We start from the raw sequence: 22525 nt of genomic DNA on the forward strand, positions 1-22525 counted from the left end.
ACCAAAATCCTGAGACATGAAAAACAATTACCTGAAACTGACCCTGATGACGATGGCCCTGCTGTTTACAGCACTTTCCGGCCTCAGGGCACAAACGAACCAGTACCTGCACTATGATTGTGCCAACCTTGATTATGTGGTACTAGAAAACGGTTCACAGTACATTGCCAATAAACCCGGAATTACTATTGCCGGCTGGTTTTACGACGATCAGCTTGGTTACGGACAAGGACTGATGGGCTTCAGGGGCACGCAGGGTTTCTACATGATCCAGCTTGCTGATGGCAAGGTTGAATGCCGTTTCCAGAATTCTGCCGGTACCCTTTTTGAATATGTGGCTCCGGCAAACACCGTGATTCCGCAGGTGTGGCAGCATTTTGCCTGGATTTACGACGGGAGTGCAATAAAACTGTATGTCAACGGAATCCTGAAAGGCAGCAAAGCCGCCAGTGGAACATTTACCGCTACAAATATTGCGTTCTCCATTGGACGCAGCATTCTGGCCGGACTGGACTTTTACTGGTGCGGCCGCACTGACGAGGTAAGTGTTTGGTCGAAAGCACTTACCCAGGAAGAGATACAGGATATGATGGACAATGAACTCACCGGGCAGGAACCCGGGCTTGAAATGTATTACAAATTCAACCAGGGAGTTCCCGGGGGTGACAATACTTCCATTACCAAACTTACTTCACAGGTTGATTCCCCTATAAGGGATGCCGATCTTATCAACTTCAGGATGACCGGAGAAACATCAAATTTCAACGGAACCCTTGATCCAACCTATCAGGCCATTTCCTTCCCTCCTATCCCAAATAAGCTGAACAACGAGCCCCCTTTCGCCATCGAAGCAACAGCCACCTCCGGCTTGCCGGTTACTTTCAATATTCTTTCAGGCCCGGCAACCGTGGAAGGAAATATCATTACCCTCACCGGAGCACCCGGCCTCGTTGAAGTGGAAGCCACCCAGCCCGGAGGTGGCCAGTACAATCCTGCCGAACCGGTAATTCAGCGCTTTCATGTGCTCGACCCGCAGACACATGTCCCCGACATTGACATACGAAATCCTTTGGCGGGAAATGTATATGTACCGGTGCTCTCGCCCATACAGCTGGCTGCCATCTCGACCATCGAATTTCCGGAATTGTTTTCTGTAGCGTGGGTCAAATTCAGAATTAACGGCCAGACCGTTGATGCCCAGAACTTCTGGAACGGTCATTTTACCGGATGGTGGACGCCTCCCGGATACGGCAACCATACCATTGAAGTGCTTTCAGCCAACAATTTCGGCGCAGTAAAGACCGAAACCATGAGCATAAGCATTCAGCCGGCCGCAACCAATGCTTCGGTACAGGCTTTCAAGGATATCTGGCTCAATCCCACGCAGATCACCCAAACAGTTGAAGCCAATCTGCCCTCATTCCTGGGTGCATATGATCAGATCATCGCGACCCTCAATGTACACTGCCCCACGGGCGGCTGCGGCGCCTGGGACCGCGTGGCCTATTTCGAAGCGCAGGACAAGGAAGGCAACTGGGTGGAGATTATCCGCTACATCACTCCTTACGGAGTGGCCTGTTCCCACTCTATCGACCTTACTGATTACATGAGTATACTGCAGGGAAAAACGGCTTTCAGGGCAACCTGTCCGACCCTGGACAACGGGTTTCTGTATGACCTCACCCTCGACTACCGTTCCGGTGCCCCTGCATATCTCTACAGCAGGGTGAAAGAAGTCTGGCGCGAAATATTCCCCTTCGGTGATTATGCCAACCTGCAACCGGTTACCGATTTTCAGTATGAATATCCTGAGAATACGGTTGCCTCAAGGTTTAAACTGGTGTCGACCGGCCATGGATGGGGCGACCTCAATACCAGCAATGCCGCGGAATTTTACAATGCAACCCACGACATTTATGTTAACGGAGCAAAAAAGTATTCCCAGATAAACTGGAACACCTGCAATCCGAATCCCGATGGCTGTCAGCCGCAGAATGGCACATGGTACCACAACCGCGCCGGATGGTGTCCGGGAAGTATCGCGCCCTGGTTCAATTTCAGCCTGGATGAATATGTGAATGCAGGGAATGTTACCCTCGGATATAAATTCTTCGAAAATTACGTGGATTATTGCCACCCGAACCATCCGGACTGTCAGACCGGTGTTACCTGCTCCGATTGCAACGATGGTTTTAACCCGGTGCTTGATGTTGCCAGCTACGTGATTTCATACGCTACCAGCCCTATGATTGTTGTAAAATCAGAGCCCAAACCCGTTGCAGAAAATGCTTTGCTGGTTTTCCCGAATCCTTCAAACGGCATCTTCGAAATTTCCCTCGAAAAAACCATCAATCTGAAGAACGGCGAAATTATCATCTATGACAATATGAGCCGACCGATCAGGTTTATTCCGTGGAATGGCGACACCTTCACCCTCGATCTTAGCGCCCATGGCAGCGGGATGTATTTTTTGCAGGTGGTCAGCCCCGGATTTTCAGAGGTGAAAAAGATTGTAATTGAATAAGACTGACCGGCCGGAAGTGCATAAGGCTGGCCGGCAAAGGCATTTATTTATATTTATTGATTAAAGGTCTGGCAAGTTCTGTGATAACTTGCCAGACCTTTTCATTTTAACCAATCATAAAATCAAGATAACTTCATGCATCAAGTATAAATTCAGTTGCATTCCCGGAATGCCGAAAACCAATAAACCGGGTAAATTCAGGCATATCTCCGTCGGCCTGATAAACATTATAAGCGTATTGCCCGGTTCAACTTACCTGATGTACAAGGTTGGTGCTTCGGGGCCCAGGGGCAGGTCGAGCATTACCCAGCCGACCAGCAGGGCGGTCCAGAAAATGGTGAACACGATGGTATAGGGCAACATGGTTGAGATCAGGGTTCCCAGTCCGGAGTTTTTCTGATACTTTTCGAAGTAAATGATGATCAACGCAAAAAAGCTCATCATGGGAGAAATGATGTTGGTAACGGAATCCCCTACCCTGAAGATGGCCTGTGAAAGTTCGGGCGAATACCCGAGCAGCATGAACATGGGAATGAAAACAGGCCCCATAATGGCCCATTTGGCGGAAGCGCTGCCCATAAACAGGTTGATAAATCCAGACAGCATCACAAAAAGGATTATCAGAGGTATAAGCCCAAGATCGGCCTGATGCAGAAACGCAGCTCCTTTCACGGCAATCACAAGCCCGAGGTTGCTCCATTTGAAATAGGCAACAAACTGGGCTGCAAAAAACACCAGCACCAGGAAGGCTGAAAGGGTTTTAAAACTGTCGGCCATCCCTTTAACAACATCTGTATCATTCTTAAATTTACCGGTTACAGCCCCATAAACGATACCAAGACTGGCAGCCATAAAGAAAAGAAAGGCAATGAACCCTTTGATCAGCGGCGAATGCAGGATGGTATTGTCAGTACCCCTTAAAAAACCCTGATCAGGCAACAGTCCAATAGCAAAAAGCAGCACCCATGCAACTGATGTAACCATCACCCAGCGCAGAGCCTTACGCTCACGGGGATTAAGCTTTTCCATTGATTCCGGTATAACATCACCAGTATATTTTCCCAACCGGGGCTCTACAATTCTTTCTGTAACCCAGGTACCCAGCAACGAAATCAGCAGGGTTGACGCCACCATGAAATAATAGTTGGCTGTCGGCAGCACATAGTATTCTGCATCGAGTATCCGGGCGGCTTCGGTTGAAAGCCCCGCAAGCAAAGGGTCGATGGTACCTATGAAAAGGTTGGCGCTGAAGCCGCCCGAAACACCGGCAAATGCGGCAGCCATGCCTGCCACAGGGTGCCGCCCTACAGAATGAAATATCACGCCTGCCATAGGAATCAGCAGCACATATCCCAGATCACTGGCTACATTGGATACAATTCCGGAAAAAACAAGCACAAACGTGAGCATTTTCTTCGGCGATTTGAGCACCAGCAGCCTGATGACCGCCCCAACAAGACCACTGCTTTCCGCAATGCCGATTCCCAGCAATGCAACCATGACAATCCCAAGCGGGGCAAATCCGGTATAATTTTCAACCATCTCAAGCACAATTCTCCTGAATCCTTCGTTCGAAAGGAGGTTGTGTACCTGTATGATTTCCCCGGTTGCAGGATGCGATGCCTGCCAGCCCAAAAGCTGACCTATCCAGGAAAAAATCAGCACGGCAATGGCAAACAACGCAAAAAGTGTTGCCGGGTTGGGCAGGGCGTTTCCCCCTTTTTCAACAATGTTAAGGAATCGCGAAAACAAAGAAGTTCTGGAGTTGGTCGTCATAATGGCCAGCTTATTAAATAAGAGTCAGATTTTCTGGGAGTTAATTCCGGATTAAGGTAACAAAAATAGCAAAATCCTTGAAATTATTAACAATAAACACCCCGGGGTGTTCAATCAGGAAAATGGTTTTCAGACTGAGACAGAATAAAGACCGGAAGGACCTGAACGCCCTGCCCGAATCAGAAAGAGAAACGGATCTTACTCAGTCGGCCGCTGAGGTACATTGCTTTTTCTTAAAATATTGCACCTTATCCCCAGCATCAGCATCCCCTCATAACCTTTGACATCCAGACTGTAGGGCGCTCCTCCCGGTGAATAACGACTGATTTTGTACATGTGAGTAATATCAGCATTGTGCTGCCATGCCAGATTGATCATGTATTGATCCATCATCCGTAAGCCAATCCCCAGCCTCCAATACCAACCCAGCAGAAAAAGAGACCTGCTTTTAACAAAATCATCGGTAACCGCGTCCGGATTATAATCCAGCAGGTAACTGCCGGATAAACCAGCAGCAGGTAAAATCTGTAGTTTCCGCCCCAGGCATAACTCAATCCCTGCCGGTAGCCGAAGGTATTTGAATGCGGCATCAGCATCATATATGGAATAAAAGGTGAGTCCGCCGTTTAGTCTGAAAAAAGCCCGCTCCGGCCGGAAATAATAATTCATGCCGATGCTGAATACATCAGCGCTTTCTTCATCGAACGGCAAAAGAATTACGCTGCCATCATAGCCGGTTGTTGATTTACCAAGCCCCTGTTCAATTGCGACAGTACTTTCCTGCGCAGTGGCGAATTGCATAACAAATACCAATGCAGGCATTAAAAAACCTGATATCAACCTGATTAAATGCATCGCTTTTACGCTGGTAACAGGAAAAGAATCATCACAATTTTCTATCTGAACATTCAAATATACTTATAAATCGAAAGATGCAGAAAATTATAGTTCTGAAAGCTATTACAAAAGTGAATTTCCCTGATCAATCATTAATTAAGAAACAAGCTTGGATTGAGTTTTAAACCATGTATAATAACTTACGGGCGCCAGAAATGACCATCCGGTTAACAGGACTCCGTATGATTTTGCGTTTGAAATCCCTGTAAATTAACTCTGGCAAATAAATTTGGAGTAGATAACGATTGTTATTAAAAATCTGTCTTAAATTTGACCTTAACAGTAACCAGACATACTAAGATGAAACGCACCACCCTCCTGCTTGCCATTGCCCTTTCAATCAGTTATTGCCCGGCACAGATACCCGGCTCGCTCGATTTTTCGTTTGGAAATTGGGGAAAAAGCCTGACAGACCTTGATTCGAGACGCAATTCCGGCGAAGTAATTGAAATTGCACCTGACGGCGGCCTGATAATTTGCGGAACAAATGGTTATGCCAATGAACCCAACGATTGCTTGCTGATCAAGTTGACATCAGGTGGCGAGCCAGATATATCCTTTGGAAACCAGGGAGCTGTTTCATTTGGTTTTGGAGGTGAAAACAGCCAGTGTTTCGATCTGGAAATTCTTACGGATGGAAGAATCCTTGTGGCCGGCGTATGTTGGGACGGGGGAAATCAGAACATCGGGCTGGCAAAATTTACCGCTGCCGGTCAACCCGATCCGACTTTTGGATATGGAGGCACACTGATGGTTAACCTCGGAAAAAATGAATATGCTTCCTCAATAATGAAATTATCAAACAACAAATTTGTCATAACAGGTCCGATCAGTGGCCCCGGTGAACGAGAGGACCTCTTTATCATGCGGTTTCTGTCGAATGGCTCCACGGATACCGGTTTTGGCACCAATGGCTATAACGTGGCAGATCTCAATAACGACTCATACGACATACCGCGCGGCATTGTACTGCACAACAACAAGTACCTGATCAGTGCATGTGCTTTCAACCAATCTTACGATGCCATTGTACTCATCAGGTACAATACCGATGGCACACCAGACCCCACTTTCGGGGTTGGAGGAAAATCAGTTATAGATGGTTTGAATATTATGGATATGATTATTGAAAGGGCAACCCAGCTTGCCATCGATCAGCAAAACCGGATTATTGTGGCAGGCCGTTTCCTGGGCATTGCCGGTACCGATGGTATGCTGCTGCGCTTCCTGTCCAATGGGTATCCTGATAATAGTTTCGGAGAATCAGGCTTAAAGGTATATGCAATAGATGAAGACAATGCATTTATGGCTGTCGGCATTCAGGATGACGGTAAAATCCTGGCTGCCGGATACAGCTGGGACGGAAATGATCTCAATACTTTTCTGCTCCGTGCACTTGAAGACGGAACACCTGACCCCGGGTTTCACATGGGCCAGGGCTACGCAATCCATGAATTGAGCGCAGGAGGGTATATGCATGATATGGCCAACAGTATGGTACTGCCATCCGCCACCAAAGTATTACTGGCCGGTTATGCCGATACCCAAAATAATCATGCCGATGTTGCCGTTTCAAAATACCATCTCGGCATCGTGACAGGAATCAATGAACAACTCCATTCCAAAGAAATTTCGATTTCAGCCGATCCGTCAGATTCCCGCATACTGCTGATTCATGGACTACCTCACAACATGACCTTTCAGGCCGGACTTTATAATATCAGCGGGCAGACTGTTTTTTCGCAACCGCTGCAGTCGGATCAGGCAAATGAGGTCCGTTTGCAGTTACCTTCAGCTTGCCGGCCGGGCATCTACCTGCTGTCAGTCGGGAACGATAAGTTTTCCGGATTTGGTAAGATTGCTATTTTATAAAGGGACTTCTTCTTTCCGGAAAATTGACCAAAGGAGTCTGATAACCATTGGTTTCACGATTAAGGTGACCTATTGTTTTACTATTTCCGCTTTAATCCATCAGGATTCAATTTTTTCAGGAATAATGCAGATAAGAAACCAGCCCGGTACTACTTTCATTATAACTAAATTCATAAAAGCAAAGACTTCTTTTAATAAAATTTAAGTAGGTTTGTCCTTTGAAGCAGGTTAATATTCCGGCTGATTACCACAGTTGGAAGTCATCTAAAGATTATCATTCAAGCCGGGACAGAAGCGCATAGCCATTATCCGGCAGTGTGCTCAGCGGAAAGTGTTCATGAATGGGTTTGGATCAGACTGATCAATGATCTGATGTCAATGATTACTTATATGAAATCATTGTTGTCCGGGAAAAATAATAAAATTTGACCAATATGCTTAGTAGTTATGGGTTTCAGAAGAATGTAAGAAGTTACGGCTTACTTTCACTTTTTCGCCACAAATCGATGCACTGAGCCTGCCGAAGTGGCTCAAAGGCACCAAGTTGCACGAATTTATTTATCTCATTTAGTGGTACTTAGTGTCTCCGTATCTTTGTGGCAGGTTCTTTTCATATTTTAACCGGACAATAATGTTTTCTTAAATATAATTATGACAATCGACACAAAAAATGCCAAATGTTTTTATCAGTTTTGTTATACTATTTAAAACGATTCTAAACAAAATCTATTATTCAAATGTTAAAAATCGTGTTCAAAATACCTAATATATGAAAACAAAAATTTACTCGTTAATAAGTCCCCTTATACTGCTTTATTTGTTTTTGGCATCACAAAATGTTTACGGACAAATTCAGTTAATTTCTCCAAATGGTGGTGAAACCTGGGTAAATGGAGCAAATGAATTCGTAACCTATACCTATTCGGGCAATCCTACCTATCTCACGGTTGAGTACTCCTCCGACAATGGAGTCAGTTATGAAATAATTGATTACGTGTATACAATACAGGGAACAACTCAGGTACCAGTGTTTGTAAACTTTAGTATCACAAGTCTGGCAAGAATCAGAGTGGCAGAGTATAACTCAAATCCACTTTTATTCGACGAAAGTGATAACGCCTTTTCAGTTGTAAACCCTGCTTATTTTTTCAATTCTCCTTACTATGGCGATCATTATTATCAGGGGTTTACCATACTTGCAAACTGGTATGCATCGCATAATGAACCGACAGACCTTTCGTTTTCATCAGATAATGGCGAAACCTGGACACTTATTGCATCTGGAATTACTGGCAATTCACATGTTTTTGATGCTCCTGAAGTAGAATCTACCCAATGCAAACTCAGGGCTTCCATTACCGGCAACCCGGATGCTTTTGCCGATAGCTATATTTTTACAATCAGCCCTCCGCCGGTATTTACTCTCGTAAGTCCCAACGGCGGAGAATTCTGGACATATAATGAGCTGGAAACTGTTACCTGGACAGGCGAAAATTTACCCGATTATGTAGCTCTCGATTACTCATTAGATGGAGGTGTTTCCTGGACAACCTTATGGTATAGTTACAGTTCCCCAACCGGAGGAAGCGATCAGATTGTTGTCCCTCAGGCAGCGAGCTCAAACGCCAAGCTTAGAGTCAGAGATCCAAATATTCCATCAGCAGCTGATGAGAGCGACAATGTGTTCACAATTTACACTCCCCCATACATTTTCTACTCACCCCAGGCCGAAGACAGATATTATGCCAATCAACCCATAGAGGTAAGCTGGTATTCCTTTGAAATTGGGAATGTGGATGTTGCAGTGTCAACAGATGGCGGCACTACTTTCGAAACAGTAGCAACTAATGTATATTCACAAAATTACGGCAGTGCTGTTATTAATGCTCCTTCAATTCCATCTGACAACTGTGTTGTTAAACTATCAAACAGTTCAGATCCTTCAATTTTCACTTTAAGCCCTGTTTTTGAAGTAGTAGAAACTCCGGTTCTTACCTTGATTTCACCAAATGGCGGAGAAATTCTTGATCAAAATACTGAATTTGAAATCAAGTTTGAGTATTCAGGAGAAATCCTGTATTTTACCTACCTGCAAATAGATTTTTCTTCAGATAATGGACAAAACTGGCAGGCCCTTGAATATATTTATTTACCGGGGGGAGCTGAAAGTTTTGTTTGGCAAACCCCTGAAATTTCTTCAGGAGAATGTTTAATCCGTCTCACAGACTATTATTATCCGTTTATCACAGCAACCAGCGCGTCCACCTTTACCATAGAAGATTTTCCTGACTTACAAATCTGTATGGTGGGTGTTGATACGACCTCAGGCAAGAACATGATTGCCTGGAACAAGCCCATCAGCAACCTCATCAGCGAATATGTTGTTCTGAAAGAAGGAAATATTTCTAATCAATATACTGAAATTGCTGCTGTTCCGGTTGATGCTCCTGCTGTATTCATTGATGAAACCTCAAATCCCAGGGTAAAAGCAACCCGTTATAAAGTTACCTTCAGGGATTCAGCCGGAAATCTTTACCCATCTGAATCATATCACCAAACCATACATCTTACCATCAGCAAAGGTGTCGGCGATGTCTGGAACCTGATCTGGAGTCCGTATGTTGGATTTGATGTTGAGTCATACAATATTTATCGCGGAAGCACTCCTTCGGATATGCAAATGATTGGCACGGTTTCCGGAAACTTTAATTCTTATTCCGATTTCGATGCTGCTTCGGGGTTTGTTTATTACATGGTTGAAGTGGTTAACCCAAATAACTGTAACCCGGGTGGTGAAAGAAGCCTCAGCCTGAACAGCAGTATGTCAAATATTGCCACTAACTATTCTGTGGGATTCGAAGAAAACAACCTATCTGCTTCACTTTCAGCATACCCGAATCCGGTGAGTGAGAATCTCAGGATTCGTTTACCAGGTCTTAACAGCAGCAGCGTGCAACTTCAGATTTTTGACTCAAAAGGTGCGCTGGTTCTAGAAAAGTCGATCAGTACTTCGGACCTCTCTTCAGGCTACCTGATGGATGTATCTGATCTTCCATCAGGTATTCATGCACTTGTTATTCGTTCATCAGAAGGCAATGCAGCCATGAGGTTCATCAGGAAATAAAAAATTCCCCGGCAATACCAGGCAGCCATTTGCACTGGATAACAGTTGATTATCAATGGCTACCGCAAAACAACAAAGGCCTGCTGATGCAGGCCTTTGTTGTTAAAGCAATTGATTCTAAAAAATGAATCCTGATCTGGAATCAAGGTCTCCGGCCTGTTTCTTTCAAACAGTTAACACCAGGATCAAGCGGAAGCATAGTAAACTTAAGCTTAACCGGGCTAGAATCAAGGCTGTATTGCTTCATGGGGCCGGGTCCGCAACTGCCGCCTCCAAGTCCAAGGTGTTCGGCATCAATGGTCAGGATGGTTTCTTTTCGCTTTTCCAACTCGTAAGGATGATTTGCCATCTCCAGATCAAGCGGCAGGTGATGCAAAGCGCTGAAGTTCAACAATTCTGAAGCAACAAACTGAATTCCGGCACCTTTTCGGTCGGTAACGGCAAACCATCTGACATCGCTCCGGTTTCCCATATCCTGAGGCCGGATGTATTCTTCGGTCATTTCCTGAACCATTTTGCTGTATATGCCAATTTTTGCGGATGTCTTCCTGTCGCGGTAATTTTCGTGAGGGCCGGCTCCCAGCCACGTAACTTTTTCAAATCCTTCAGGCATTTCCATAATCAGTCCGAGTTTAGGAAGCATCCAATCCACATCCTGAGGGGTAACGGTAAGATCAACGCCAATGCTACCCGACTCTGAAACAGTATATACATAGTGCGATTCAACCGTAAAACCGCCGGGTGATACCGATGCGATCTCAGCCGACACCCTGACAATAAAATCACTTTCTTTGTCCACCCGGAAAGATTTAACCCGGTGCGATAAGGTGTGAAGCTGCATTTTTTGCCATACCGGACCCGGGCCTCCCCCGAAAATGTAGTCATTGTCCACCGGTGCCCTGAAAACATTGGTGCGCGGTCCGGCTATTCTTGCCTTGCTTACTGTATCCTGGAAAATCAGTCCGGTTTCGGGTTCAATCCCATGAATGGCACTTAAATCCGTATCGAGTAAAACTGTCCCATTGTGGCTCCAGTGTATAATGGTTCCGGCTTTCCGGCTGAAGACCACATTGAATTCCCTTCCGGAAATGCTGACAATATCCTTATTATCAATTACAACAAGCGGAAACAATTGCTGATTTTCTGACAAAACCGGGCTTCCTGCCTCAAAAGGCAATTTAAACTGACCACTTGCAATGGTGTAGCCACGTTTTGCCCACCATTCGTCGGTTGCCAGCTGCAGATATACATTAAGGAAATACTCCCGGCCGGGTTTAAGCTCAGGTTTTTGGTAATCAATGGTAAGCTTTTTAGTTTCCCCTGCTCCGATATCGGTTGTAAATTCACCTGACTGAATCACTACACCATCTTCGCTTATTTCCCACAAGCCTTTATATTTGTTCAAATTAACAAATGCGTTGCGGTTTGTTACCAAAATTTCACCATTTAAGAGATCGGATTCTTCAAACCATGCATTCTGATAAATCCGTTTCACCTCCTCCAATTTAGGAGTAATCTTTCTGTCGGCGGTGGTAAGTCCGTTGGCACAGAAGTTCCAGTCGGTAGGGCGATCGCCAAAATCGCCTCCATACGCCAGAAAATATTCTCCGGGTTTTTCAGGAATTTCTTTATAGAGACCCTGATCGGCCCAATCCCATATGCATCCGCCTATCAAACGGGGATATGTATAAATTGCTTCCCAGTATTCTTTCAGGTTACCAACAGCATTGCCCATGGCATGTGCATATTCGCACATGAAAAAGGGTTTGGGGTCGTCTTTCCTGCCCTGATTTGCGAACCATTCCACATCGGGGTACATCACTGAAACCACATCGGCTACTTCGTTGTATCTTTCGTAATGAATGGGACGTGAAGGATCACGTTTTTTCAAAGCAACCGAAGCGGCTTCAAAATTTATCCCCGGCCCGGCCTCGTTGCCAAGCGACCACATAATCACCGAAGGATGGTTTTTGTCGCGTTCCATCATATTCATAATTCGGGACACATGCGCTTCCTGCCAACTCTTGACGTGGCCCAGCGATTCATCGCCGTAACCCATTCCATGGGATTCAACATTGGCCTCATCAATTACATATATACCGTAACGGTCGCACAAGCTGTAAAAGTATGGATCGTTCGGATAATGGCTTGTTCTTACGGTGTTTATATTAAATTGCTTGAACAATTCCACATCCCTGAGCATGGATGCCTTCGACACCGCCCTACCATCAGTGGGATCAATGTCATGGCGGTTAACACCCTTGATCTTTATGCTTTTTCCATTCACCCACAGTTGCTGATCTTTTATCTCAACCTTCCGGAAGCCAAAATCGGAGCTTTGTACCATCAAAACCTTGCCAGCCTTATTTTTGGTAACGATTAGAACTTGGTAAAGATTAGGATCTTCCGCCGACCAGAGCCTGGGATTGCTGATTGATGCTTTATAAATCAAAGGCGCTTTATAGGTTTTCCCTCCATCTATTGCAAAGCTGAAAACCGGATCCGGCAATTTTTCGTTCTTTTGCCCGTATGGGAACAAATAAACTTCAAGGTTTAGCTTTTCTTTAAGCGAAAAACCTGCGAAACCGGCTTCCAGGGTCAGCTCTGCCTTCGAAAAATCGCTGACAAAATCAGCTTTCAGCCAGTAGTCGCGGAGATATGTACCCGGAACGGAAAGCAGGTAAACATCGCGGTAAATGCCGCTCATTCGCCAGAAATCCTGATCTTCGAGGTAACTGCCGTCGCTCCATTGATAAACCTCCACCGCCAGGGTATTTTTACCGGACCTGACATATTTTGTAATGTCGAACTCGGCAGGCAGGCGGCTGTCTTCACTATAACCTATTTTTTTTCCGTTAATCCATACATACATAGCGCTTTCAACACCAGCAAAATGTAACAGAGTCCTCCTGTCTTTAAAGCCCTCAGGAAGCACAAATTCCCTCACATAAGATCCGACCGGATTCGGATACTGATGTTTTGTAAATTCTGCCGGCACAGGCTCCATAATATACGGCGGCTTCGCAGCATGCGGATAAGTAACATTGGTATAGACAGGAATTCCATAACCCTTCAACTGCCAGCATGATGGCACTTCAAGATTGTCCCACCAGCTTACATCATAACCCGGTTGAAAAAAGTTCACCGGGCGGAGGTCCGGATGTTTCACCCAATTGAATTTCCATGTACCGTTCAGGTTAAGATAATAAGGCGAAAGGCTCAGGTTTTCAGTTACCGCCTGCTCTTCTGAAGCATAGGGCATCCAGGAGTTTCGTGCTTTTTCGCGGTTGATATAATTGATGTTTTCGTTTTCCCATTCGGGTTGCGATTGCGACTTCACAAAAAATGGAATCACCAGAACAAGCAGCGTTAAACGCGCAAATAATTTCATAACAATGAGTATAATGTTCTCAGCAAACTTAAGTAATATTTTTACAAAGTACCGGATCTGCAGACAAAATTTTCTCCGTTTGCCGGGATCAGCACTACACGGCGACCCTGAATCAGAACGGGCTGCCCTGCGGCGCTTGCAGTATCGCTAAAATGGATTATACACCCAACTTTTCTTAACTTTGTCGAGAAAAACTGAAACGATGAATCCCTCTGACTGGCAATCCCGGACCCGGCTGCTGCTTGGCGAAGAAAAGCTGAACAAACTGCATGCTACCAATGTACTGGTAGCCGGATTGGGAGGTGTAGGTGCTTACGCCGCCGAGCAATTGGTAAGGGCCGGAATTGGAAGGATCACCATTGTGGATGGCGACAGGGTGCATCATACAAACCGGAACCGGCAGTTACCTGCCCTTATCAGCACCCATCACATGCCAAAAACAATGGTTATGGCACAGCGGCTGATGGACATCAATCCTGAAGTCCGGCTGACAACCATTCAGGAGTATATTAAAGACGAGCGGATGATCGAGATCCTCGAACAAGGATATGATTACGTCATCGACGCGATCGACACCCTTTCGCCAAAGGTTTACCTGATATACCACACGCTGCGGCTTGGAATGCCGCTGGTCAGTTCGATGGGTGCAGGCGGGAAGTTTGATCCCATGCAGGTAAAAATTTCTGATATTTCAGCCACAAACAATTGCAAACTGGCCTATTACATGCGCAAACGCCTGCACAAACTCGGAATTTGGGAAGGCTTTAAAGCTGTGTGGTCGCCTGAAGAGGTATCGCGCAGCGCGGTAGAGCTTTCTGAAGGTGAAATCAATAAAAAATCGACCGTTGGCACCATCTCCTATATGCCTGCCATTTTCGGTTGCTTTTGCGCAGCCGCTGTAATACAGGATATTACGCAATTTTCCAATGAAGAACCGGCCTTACCAACCGGTCAGGTTATAACAGGCATTTAACATTTTTCTTTAAAATTCCGTCATAAATATTAATTTTACCCCCTGCAAGTTGAATCTTAACAGGGATTTAAGTATAACTTAATGGTATCCAACTGGTTTGAGTACGAAGACATAAGCAGGGATGAACTGAAACTCAACGAAAAGTTTAACTGGATAGATTATTATCCTTCGCCTGCATTGATTACCGACAAATTCTGGACAATCCTGAGAGCGAATCCCCCGTTTCTTTCATTGAGCGGTTATCCGGAAAACAAGATCACCGGACGAAACATTGCCTTACTGATCAACCCTGATTCCATTGTGTCCTATGGATCTCTCAATGGTTCAGAGCAGGGCATGTGCCATCTGAAAACTGCCTCAGACTCAGAAATCGCCTGCACCATTGCGAAAAAGACCATCAATATCGGGAATGAGCCTCACCGTATCGTCTCGCTTACCCCTTTAATTAAGGACCAGGACCATTCAGCAGGCAGCAGTGCCGCGTCATCTGCCATGCTTGAAGAAACTCAGGCTGCCCTTCGCGAAAGCCAGATGCGGCTTCAGCAGGTACAACAACTTTCGGAAATAGGCAGTTGGGATGTTACTTTCGGACCGGTACCGTCAATCAGGACCTGGAATTTCTTTCAACTGCTGGGGATTGACGACACAGGGGATAAAACCACTCCTGAAATGCTCTATCATTTTGGCCTGATTCATCCGGCTGATCTGGAAAAGCACAAAAATTTACTTAATGCCGTCAGGGATCAGAAGCTGAATACCTACAGCAATGATTACAGGATTGTTGATAAACAGGGTAAAGTCCGGTTTCTGCACTGCGAATCCCAGCTTGAATATACCAGTCATGGAGAATTAAGCCGATGGTCAGGTACCATACAGGATGTCAGTTCCTATATAAGGCAGAAAGTCTCAAGGCTTCAGCTTTTCAGATATCACAGCTGATCCATTCGCAGCATAATCTTGCGCCTTTGATGGAAGCCATTCACCAGATTATCGCTTCCCACATGCCCTCCCCCAACCTGATGATCGCTTTGACCAACGGAGAAGAAGGCAAACTTCATTTCCCCTACTGTGTCGATCAGGAAGGCATGCCTGATCCTGATTCAGCATTGGGTGGACTGATCGGTTATGTGCTGCGCACCGGTGAACCGCTGCTGGTTTCTGCTCCGGCAATTGAACTGATGATCAGTGAAAGGATTATTTCCGGATCATCCCGCATTCCGCAATCATGGTTGGGCGTCCCATTGAAAACACATGAAAAAGTGTTGGGAGTCCTTTCGTTGCAGTCATATTCAACCGACATCACTTATGGTGAAGATGAAAAAAACATCCTCATTTTCGTATCTGAGCAAATCGCCCTATCCATACAACGTATCCGCAGCGATGAAGCCCTGATCAAAGCGAAAAACGTTGCAGAAGATTCAAGCCGGCTGAAATCATCATTACTGGCAAATATGAGCCATGAGCTCCGGACACCGATGACCGGCATCCTTGGATTTTCTGAAATCCTTACCGAAGAAATTGAAGATGCCCGGATGAAATCGATGGCGTCCACCATCTTTAAATCTGCCAGCCGCCTGATGTCAACGCTTAATTCAATCATCGACCTTTCGGCCATTGAAGCGGACAAACATACCCTGAACCTGAAACCGGTCAACACGCGCCTGCTTTTCAATCCCCTGCTTAAGGTTGCCCATTCCATTGCCAGCGACAAAGGCCTGTATCTGCGCACTTCCCTGCCGCCCGGTCTTCATGTGATGGCCGATGAAAAACTGCTTGGGCAGATGCTGCACCATCTGCTGGATAATGCATTGAAGTTTACGATCGACGGTGGAATTTCAGTAAGCGCTTATACTCTTGACAAGACCAGCACCGAAGTAATCATCCGCATCAGCGACACAGGCATCGGTATTGCTCCTGAGCACCATAAAATGATTTTTGAAGAATTCAGACAGGTAAGTGAAGGCTTTTCGCGCACTTTTGAAGGCAGCGGACTTGGCCTGTCGCTTTGCGCCAAGATTGCCCGCCTGCTGAATGCAAGAATATGGGTTGAAAGTGTGCAGGAAAAAGGTTCTGATTTTTATGTAGCATTACCACTAACCCTGCCCGACATTCAGGAACCTGACCTCGACACCGAAACCGCTGAAATCATACGCACGCACCGTCTTAGCCGCGGCCCGATTCCTGACGTGCTGATTGTTGAAGACAACGAAGTAAACCGGCGCCTGGCCGCACTCTACCTCAGGGAAATCTGCAATACGGAAATGGCTGAAAACGGGTATGTGGCCATCGAAAAAATAAAGAGAAAAAAGTATGACGCCATCCTGATGGATATTAATCTTGGCGCAGGGCCCGATGGATTATCAATTGCCCACCAGGTTAAGAATTTTGAAACCAATAAAAACACGCCCATCATAGCAGTTACGGGCTATACCATGCACGGTGACCGTGAAAAACTGCTTTCGAACGGATGCTCTCACTATCTCCCCAAACCTTACGATAAAAAGACGCTGCTCAGACTTTTTTCAGGAATCCTTTACGGGAATCAGACCTCATAAGTAGCATCATCTTCAGCCAGTTCAGATTGACTGAAAACTGCCTTTGCCTCATCAAGCAATGGCTGAAGATCCTCATACCTCGCTGAAAAATGGCCAAGAAGCAATCGTTTTGCGCCGGATAACCTCGCGATGGTGGCGGCATCAGCTGCCGTTGCATGCTGCTTCTCCCGGGCAGAAGCCAACAGGTCCTGCATAAAGGTTGCTTCATGATACATCAGATCGCAACCCCTGATCATATCCGCCAATGGCTCATAAAAACCGGTATCAGAGCAATAGGCGTATGATCTCACCGGGGCAGACTCCTGTGTCAGCAAGGTATTGTAAATATGATTGCCATCCTCATCAATATAATCATTACCATTGCGAATCGATTCAAAGGCTGCCACAGGTACTTCATACTTATCAGCGACATCCCTGAGCAGTTTTTTGGGATGAGGCTGCTCCCTGAACAGGAACCCTGTAGTCGGCACCCTGTGAAGCAGGGGAAGACTCGTTACGGAAATTCTTCCGTCATTGAAGATTTCTTCCGGCACAATATGCTGTGTTGTGTGAAATATAAGCGGATACAAAAGCGTAGTTTCCGATGCTTCTAGTTGCAACCGGATGATTCGTTCAAGCAGCGCAGGAGCGTATACGTGCAAAGCCTCCCTCCTGCCCAGCAGATGATAAGTCGAAACAAGTCCGATCAAGCCGTAAAAATGATCACCATGCAGATGGGAGATGAAGATGTGGTTGATCCTGCCCATCCTGATCCTGTTCCTTTTCAGGTGCATCTGCGTACCTTCACCACAGTCTATCAGAAACAGACGGTCGCGGTAATTTACCACCTGGGCCGGTAAATTACGGTTGCGGGCAGGCAAAGCGGCACTGCTCCCCAGTATTGTTACTTCAAATTTCTTCATCATGAACAGTTATTGCATTCAAAAGCGGCTGTAAAAGTCATCAATATTACCTTCAAAACTGATATGACAAGCAAAAAAAAATCCCCTTGCGGGGATCTTTTTATTAGAATTCAGATATTATTCCTGACCGGGTTCGGCTTCGGATTTCTTGTTTTTAGCATTCTTTTCCGATTGCTCCATATCTGATTTGAGGTTAGCCAGTGCTTCAAGATCACCCAGGGTAGTCTTTTCAAGGTTATCTTTCAGCTTCTTAACGGCACGCTTGGTTGAATTTTCGGCACTTTCCTTGGCAGCTGATTCTTTAATACGCTCGGCGCTGGTTGCATCCTGGAAAATCCGTGAATGTGAAAGGATAATCTTTTTGTTGTCTTTCGAGAACTCAATTACCTTAAAGTCAAGGGCTTCATCAACCTTAGCCGTGGTGTTGTCCTCTTTGACAAGATGACGCAGGGGTGCGAAACCTTCAACGCCGTAAGGCAGTGCTACCACCATTCCCTTATCGCTTGCGCTGGTGATGGTTCCTTTGTGAACCGAACCAACCGAGAACACGGTCTCAAATACATCCCAGGGATTTTCCTCAAGCTGCTTGTGACCCAGGCTCAGCCTGCGGTTCTCAACATCCACGTCAAGTACCATTACCTCAATCTTCTCACCGATTTTGGTAAATTCAGCAGGATGCTTGATCTTCTTCGACCATGAAAGGTCAGAAATATGGATCAGACCATCAACGCCCTCTTCAAGTTCAACGAAAATACCGAAATTGGTAAAGTTGCGGACAGTGGCTTCATGCTTGGAGTTAAGGGGATATTTTTCCTTGATGTTGGTCCAGGGATCCGGAATCAGTTGCTTAATACCCAGTGACATTTTGCGCTCTTCGCGATCGAGGGTAAGGATAACGGCTTCCACCTCATCACCTACCTTCAGGAAGTCCTGAGCGGTGCGCAGGTGCTGCGACCATGACATTTCTGAAACGTGAATCAGTCCTTCGACACCGGCTGCAATCTCGATAAATGCACCATAATCGGCAATGACCACTACGCGGCCTTTAACTTTATCACCAACCTTGATGTTTTCATCCAGTGAATCCCACGGATGCGGGGTAAGCTGTTTGAGACCGAGGGCGATGCGCTTTTTGTTTTCATCAAAGTCGAGGATAACCACTTTGATCTTCTCGTCAAGCTGAACAATTTCTTCCGGATGATTGATACGTCCCCATGAAAGATCGGTAATATGCACAAGACCGTCAACACCGCCGAGATCAACAAATACACCGTAAGAGGTGATATTCTTCACCGTACCTTCAAGAATCTGTCCCTTTTCAAGCTTGCTGATGATGTCGGCTTTCTGCTGCTCAAGTTCATCCTCAATAAGGGCTTTGTGCGAAACAACCACATTCTTATATTCCTGGTTGATTTTCACAACCTTGAATTCCATCACTTTATCTACATAGATATCATAGTCACGGATAGGCTTCACATCTATCTGCGAACCGGGGAGGAAGGCTTCGATACCGAATACATCCACGATAAGCCCGCCTTTGGTGCGGCACTTCACATAACCATTGATGATTTCTTCTTTTTCAAACGCCTGATTTACGCGCTCCCATGAACGGAGGATGCGGGCTTTCTTGTGTGAAAGCAGCAACTGTCCACCCATGTCTTCCTGGCTTTCAACGTACACCTCAATCTTGTCGCCGATTTTCAGGTTTGGATTATAACGGAGTTCCGACTGCGGAATTACACCGTCGGACTTGAATCCGATGTTCACCACAACCTCTCGGCTGCTTATGGCAACTACAGTTCCGTCGATCACTTCATGCTCAACGATGGAACTGAGGGTTTCGTCATACAATGATTCAAGTTTCGAGCGCTCATCGGAGGAGTAGTTTTCATGCTTCTTTCCGATAGCGTCCCAATCAAAATTTTCAAGTGAAACCTGCTGTGTCAGCGGAGCTTTCAGTTTTTCAACAGTAGGTTCATCATCATCGTCAACTTCTACTACAGTGGCAACTTCTGCAACAACTTCAACTTCTTCTGCCTTAGCGGGTTCAGCCTCTTCAGCAATGGTTTCTGCTTCTTCTGCAACCGGGGTTTCATTCACCTCAGCATTGACCTCTTCAGGCATGTTTTCAGCATTGGTCAACTCCCCGTTGACGTTTAATTCGTCGTTTGTCATTCTTTTCTTCTTTGTGGCATCCTGCGATACCGGGTTAATAATAAGTGAGTTATGCGGTTCAGACGGACAGGATCACTCCCATAGCCGGGCCATAGAAGCGCCGGCCAAACCGGGGTGCAAAGGTAAAAAAATATTTTATTATCAGGAAGGTAAGAAGTTAATTTTCAAAGAGAAAAAAACATCGGGCCTGTATTTCTTTCTTATTAATGCAGAATAAATAACCCGCTTACTTACAAGACCAGGAAGATGACGCAGAAGACAGCCTGTATTGTTAAGCACTCATAAGGTAACTGTGCCAAACAAAGCAGAAAGAGTTTACCCCATTAAACAACTTTTGCCACCCTCGGGAAAGATATCCGGATAGTGGCAAAAGCAGACTTAAAAGGACTTCTGATTGCTGCAGATTTAAAAACTACTTCTTACCCTGGTTCTTTGCCATCTCCTCAAGCCTTTTTTGGAAGTTTGACTTCTTCACAGGCTTTTTCTTGTTTTCCTGAATCTGAGCATGAAGTTTGTCCTCATTTACAAAACGACGGATAACGTACATCTGCGCGAAGGTCATCAGGTTAGCCAGCAAATAATAATAGCTTAGTCCGGAGGAATAGCTGTTAAAGAATCCGAGGAACATCACAGGCATCAGGTACATCATGGTTTTCATTCCCGGCATCTGATTTCCGGTCGACATCATATCGTTGTTTATCTTGGTGTAGATAATGGTTGATATGGTCATCAGCAGGGTGAAAAGACTCACGTGGTCACCATAGAAAGGGATGGTAAAAGGCAGATCGAGTATGGAATCGTAACTCGAAAGGTCATGCGCCCAAAGGAAAGACTCCTGCCTCAATTCGATGGAAGCAGGAAAGAAACGGAACATGGCAAGCAGGATCGGGAACTGCAACAGCATGGGAACGCAGCCCGACATCGGGTTCACCCCGGCCTTTTTGTACAAGGTCATGGTAGCCTGCTGCTTTTTCATCGCATCTTCTTTCTTCGGATACTTTGCGTTGATCTCGTCCACTTCAGGCTTAAGCAGGCGCATTTTGGCCGAAGACATATAAGTCTTGTATGCAATCGGGAAGAGAACGATTTTCAACAATATCGTAAGAATCAATATGATAATGCCATAATTCAGGTTAAACCCTTCAAGAAAGTTAAAGACAGGAATTACAGCAAAACGGTTGATCCATTGCATTAAGAAGAAACTCCAGCCAAGCGGTATCTGTCGTTCAAGATCCAGCTTGTACTTGCGCATCAGGTTATACTTGTTCGGGCCAAAATAAAATGACATCCCGAGACTTTTATCGACCATGGGATTGAAAGGCAGAGAAAGAACAGCCTGCATCTGTTCAAGGTACTTCATCTCTTTTTCAGGTTCCCGCACTTTCGACAATTCGGCATTCTGAAACAACTCTCCGGCGATCAGTGAAGCAGAGAAAAACTGCTGCTTAAAGGAAACCCATTTAACGCGGGTATTGATGTTCTTACTGTCATCCTTTCTTTCGCTCAGGTAGTCCACTTCACCGTCAGAATGCCTGAAATGTATGGTTGTATTAAGTTTCTCATTTTCGAGATTTTTCTCCTGCCTCAGCAAACGTGCATTCCAGTTGATATTCAGTTCTTTTGTATTGGGTGCAATTATCCCCTCCATATTGACAAAATTCACCTCAAAGTCAACCATATAATTGTCGCCTTTTACCGTGTAGAGATATTCAATATAGCTATCGGGCAATGCAATGCTGTCAGAGCTTCCGGCAAACAGCCTCATGGCAAACTGCAGGGAATCATTCCCACTGATTCTCAGTTCATCCTGCCCTTGAAATCTTTGATCGGTCCATGAAGGCAGAAAATAAAGGTCACCGGTTGTAATCGGCCTTACATCAGTGAAAAAAGCCAGTTCGAACATGGAGGAATCCGGCACAAAAAGAATTGCAGGCTTACCATCAAAAGTTTTATACTCTTTTAATTCAACCTTACTGATTCGTCCGCCCTTATTACTTACGGTGAGTTTAAGCAGGTCAGTCTCAACAATAAATTCCTTATCAACTCCTGAAGCGGAAACTGCAAATGGCCCGAATACAGAGTTCCTGGCAGCGACCAGCGCTCCGGAATCGATATCCTGTGCCGGGGATGGCATTTCTGCAACGGAATTCTTCAGCTCTTCACGCTGAGCCTGCTGAACACGGACTGAATCAGATACTGCCCTTTGAATCGCAGCAATGGAATCCTGGGTGCGCTTCCTGGCTTCCAGCTCTTCTTTGGATGGTGACATCATCACAGTGTAACCAATCATAATGGCGAAGATCAGAAGCAGGCCAATGATAGAATTCTTGTTCATG

The 22525-nt window shown here is 45.6% G+C and carries 12 protein-coding genes; 6 read left to right on the forward strand and 6 right to left on the reverse strand.

Features of this window, described 5'->3' with window-relative positions:
- Nucleotides 1-16: 16 nt before the first annotated feature.
- The gene (locus tag TBC1_RS14605; RefSeq protein ID WP_062044542.1) at nt 17-2524 is read left to right on the forward strand and encodes a LamG-like jellyroll fold domain-containing protein; all 2508 of its coding nucleotides are present in this window, start codon (nt 17-19) and stop codon (nt 2522-2524) included.
- Nucleotides 2525-2776: 252 nt separating this feature from the next.
- On the opposite strand, the gene TBC1_RS14610 is transcribed toward TBC1_RS14605, so the two are convergent.
- Both TBC1_RS14610 and TBC1_RS14615 read right to left on the reverse strand, forming a co-directional pair.
- Nucleotides 2777-4300 carry an AbgT family transporter gene (locus TBC1_RS14610; protein ID WP_062044545.1) on the reverse strand — a complete coding sequence of 508 codons (1524 nt, stop codon included), beginning with the start codon at nt 4298-4300 and terminating at the stop codon, nt 2777-2779.
- 198 nt (nt 4301-4498) lie between these two features.
- The gene (locus TBC1_RS14615; protein WP_236695679.1) at nt 4499-5101 is read right to left on the reverse strand and encodes a hypothetical protein; all 603 of its coding nucleotides are present in this window, start codon (nt 5099-5101) and stop codon (nt 4499-4501) included.
- A 396-nt stretch (nt 5102-5497) separates the two neighbouring features.
- On the opposite strand from TBC1_RS14615, the gene TBC1_RS14620 reads away from it, so the two are divergent.
- Both TBC1_RS14620 and TBC1_RS14625 read left to right on the forward strand, forming a co-directional pair.
- Complete coding sequence (locus TBC1_RS14620; RefSeq protein ID WP_062044551.1) at nt 5498-7069, forward strand: NHL repeat-containing protein; 1572 nt, start codon at nt 5498-5500, stop codon at nt 7067-7069.
- A gap of 769 nt (nt 7070-7838) precedes the next feature.
- A complete protein-coding gene (locus tag TBC1_RS14625; RefSeq protein ID WP_062044553.1) occupies nt 7839-10193 on the forward strand; it encodes a T9SS type A sorting domain-containing protein in 2355 nt (784 codons plus the stop codon).
- A 142-nt stretch (nt 10194-10335) separates the two neighbouring features.
- Here TBC1_RS14625 and TBC1_RS14630 read toward each other — a convergent pair whose 3' ends face one another.
- The gene (locus tag TBC1_RS14630) at nt 10336-13584 is read right to left on the reverse strand and encodes a glycoside hydrolase family 2 TIM barrel-domain containing protein (protein ID WP_062044556.1); all 3249 of its coding nucleotides are present in this window, start codon (nt 13582-13584) and stop codon (nt 10336-10338) included.
- Nucleotides 13585-13786: 202 nt separating this feature from the next.
- Between TBC1_RS14630 and TBC1_RS14635 the strand changes: the two genes are divergently transcribed.
- From TBC1_RS14635 to TBC1_RS14645, 3 genes are all read left to right on the forward strand, one after another.
- Nucleotides 13787-14557, forward strand: a complete 771-nt coding sequence (locus tag TBC1_RS14635) for a tRNA threonylcarbamoyladenosine dehydratase (RefSeq protein WP_062044559.1) — start codon at nt 13787-13789, stop codon at nt 14555-14557.
- Between the two features lie 81 nt (nt 14558-14638).
- Complete coding sequence (locus TBC1_RS14640; protein ID WP_062044561.1) at nt 14639-15496, forward strand: PAS domain-containing protein; 858 nt, start codon at nt 14639-14641, stop codon at nt 15494-15496.
- A 29-nt stretch (nt 15497-15525) separates the two neighbouring features.
- The gene (locus tag TBC1_RS14645) at nt 15526-17112 is read left to right on the forward strand and encodes a GAF domain-containing hybrid sensor histidine kinase/response regulator (protein WP_062044563.1); all 1587 of its coding nucleotides are present in this window, start codon (nt 15526-15528) and stop codon (nt 17110-17112) included.
- Here the strand turns inward: TBC1_RS14645 and TBC1_RS14650 are convergent.
- From TBC1_RS14650 to yidC, 3 genes are all read right to left on the reverse strand, one after another.
- Entirely contained in the window at nt 17100-18017 is a 918-nt protein-coding gene (locus TBC1_RS14650; protein ID WP_062044565.1) for a ribonuclease Z, read from the reverse strand. The two genes, TBC1_RS14645 and TBC1_RS14650, sit on opposite strands and share 13 nt — an antisense overlap.
- Before the next feature lie 114 nt (nt 18018-18131).
- Nucleotides 18132-20189 (reverse strand): 30S ribosomal protein S1, encoded by a 2058-nt coding sequence (gene rpsA / locus TBC1_RS14655; RefSeq protein ID WP_236695680.1) that lies wholly within the window; start codon nt 20187-20189, stop codon nt 18132-18134.
- A gap of 412 nt (nt 20190-20601) precedes the next feature.
- A complete protein-coding gene (gene yidC, locus TBC1_RS14665) occupies nt 20602-22524 on the reverse strand; it encodes a membrane protein insertase YidC (protein WP_062044569.1) in 1923 nt (640 codons plus the stop codon).
- Nucleotide 22525: the final 1 nt, after the last annotated feature.

Origin of the sequence: Lentimicrobium saccharophilum (assembly GCF_001192835.1) — a bacterium.
GTDB classification, from domain to species: Bacteria; Bacteroidota; Bacteroidia; order Bacteroidales; family Lentimicrobiaceae; genus Lentimicrobium; species Lentimicrobium saccharophilum.

Bases quoted from the DNA above. Each gene is read 5' to 3' on its own strand.
- TBC1_RS14620 (WP_062044551.1), top strand. From the start codon at position 5,498: ATGAAACGCACCACCCTCCTGCTTGCCATTGCCCTTTCAATCAGTTAT.
- TBC1_RS14640 (WP_062044561.1), top strand. From the start codon at position 14,639: ATGGTATCCAACTGGTTTGAGTACGAAGACATAAGCAGGGATGAACTG.
- TBC1_RS14635 (WP_062044559.1), top strand. From the start codon at position 13,787: ATGAATCCCTCTGACTGGCAATCCCGGACCCGGCTGCTGCTTGGCGAA.
- TBC1_RS14615 (WP_236695679.1), bottom strand. From the start codon at position 5,101: ATGCAATTCGCCACTGCGCAGGAAAGTACTGTCGCAATTGAACAGGGG.
- yidC (WP_062044569.1), bottom strand. From the start codon at position 22,524: ATGAACAAGAATTCTATCATTGGCCTGCTTCTGATCTTCGCCATTATG.
- TBC1_RS14625 (WP_062044553.1), top strand. From the start codon at position 7,839: ATGAAAACAAAAATTTACTCGTTAATAAGTCCCCTTATACTGCTTTAT.
- TBC1_RS14645 (WP_062044563.1), top strand. From the start codon at position 15,526: ATGGAAGCCATTCACCAGATTATCGCTTCCCACATGCCCTCCCCCAAC.
- TBC1_RS14650 (WP_062044565.1), bottom strand. From the start codon at position 18,017: ATGATGAAGAAATTTGAAGTAACAATACTGGGGAGCAGTGCCGCTTTG.
- rpsA (WP_236695680.1), bottom strand. From the start codon at position 20,189: ATGACAAACGACGAATTAAACGTCAACGGGGAGTTGACCAATGCTGAA.
- TBC1_RS14630 (WP_062044556.1), bottom strand. From the start codon at position 13,584: ATGAAATTATTTGCGCGTTTAACGCTGCTTGTTCTGGTGATTCCATTT.
- TBC1_RS14605 (WP_062044542.1), top strand. From the start codon at position 17: ATGAAAAACAATTACCTGAAACTGACCCTGATGACGATGGCCCTGCTG.
- TBC1_RS14610 (WP_062044545.1), bottom strand. From the start codon at position 4,300: ATGACGACCAACTCCAGAACTTCTTTGTTTTCGCGATTCCTTAACATT.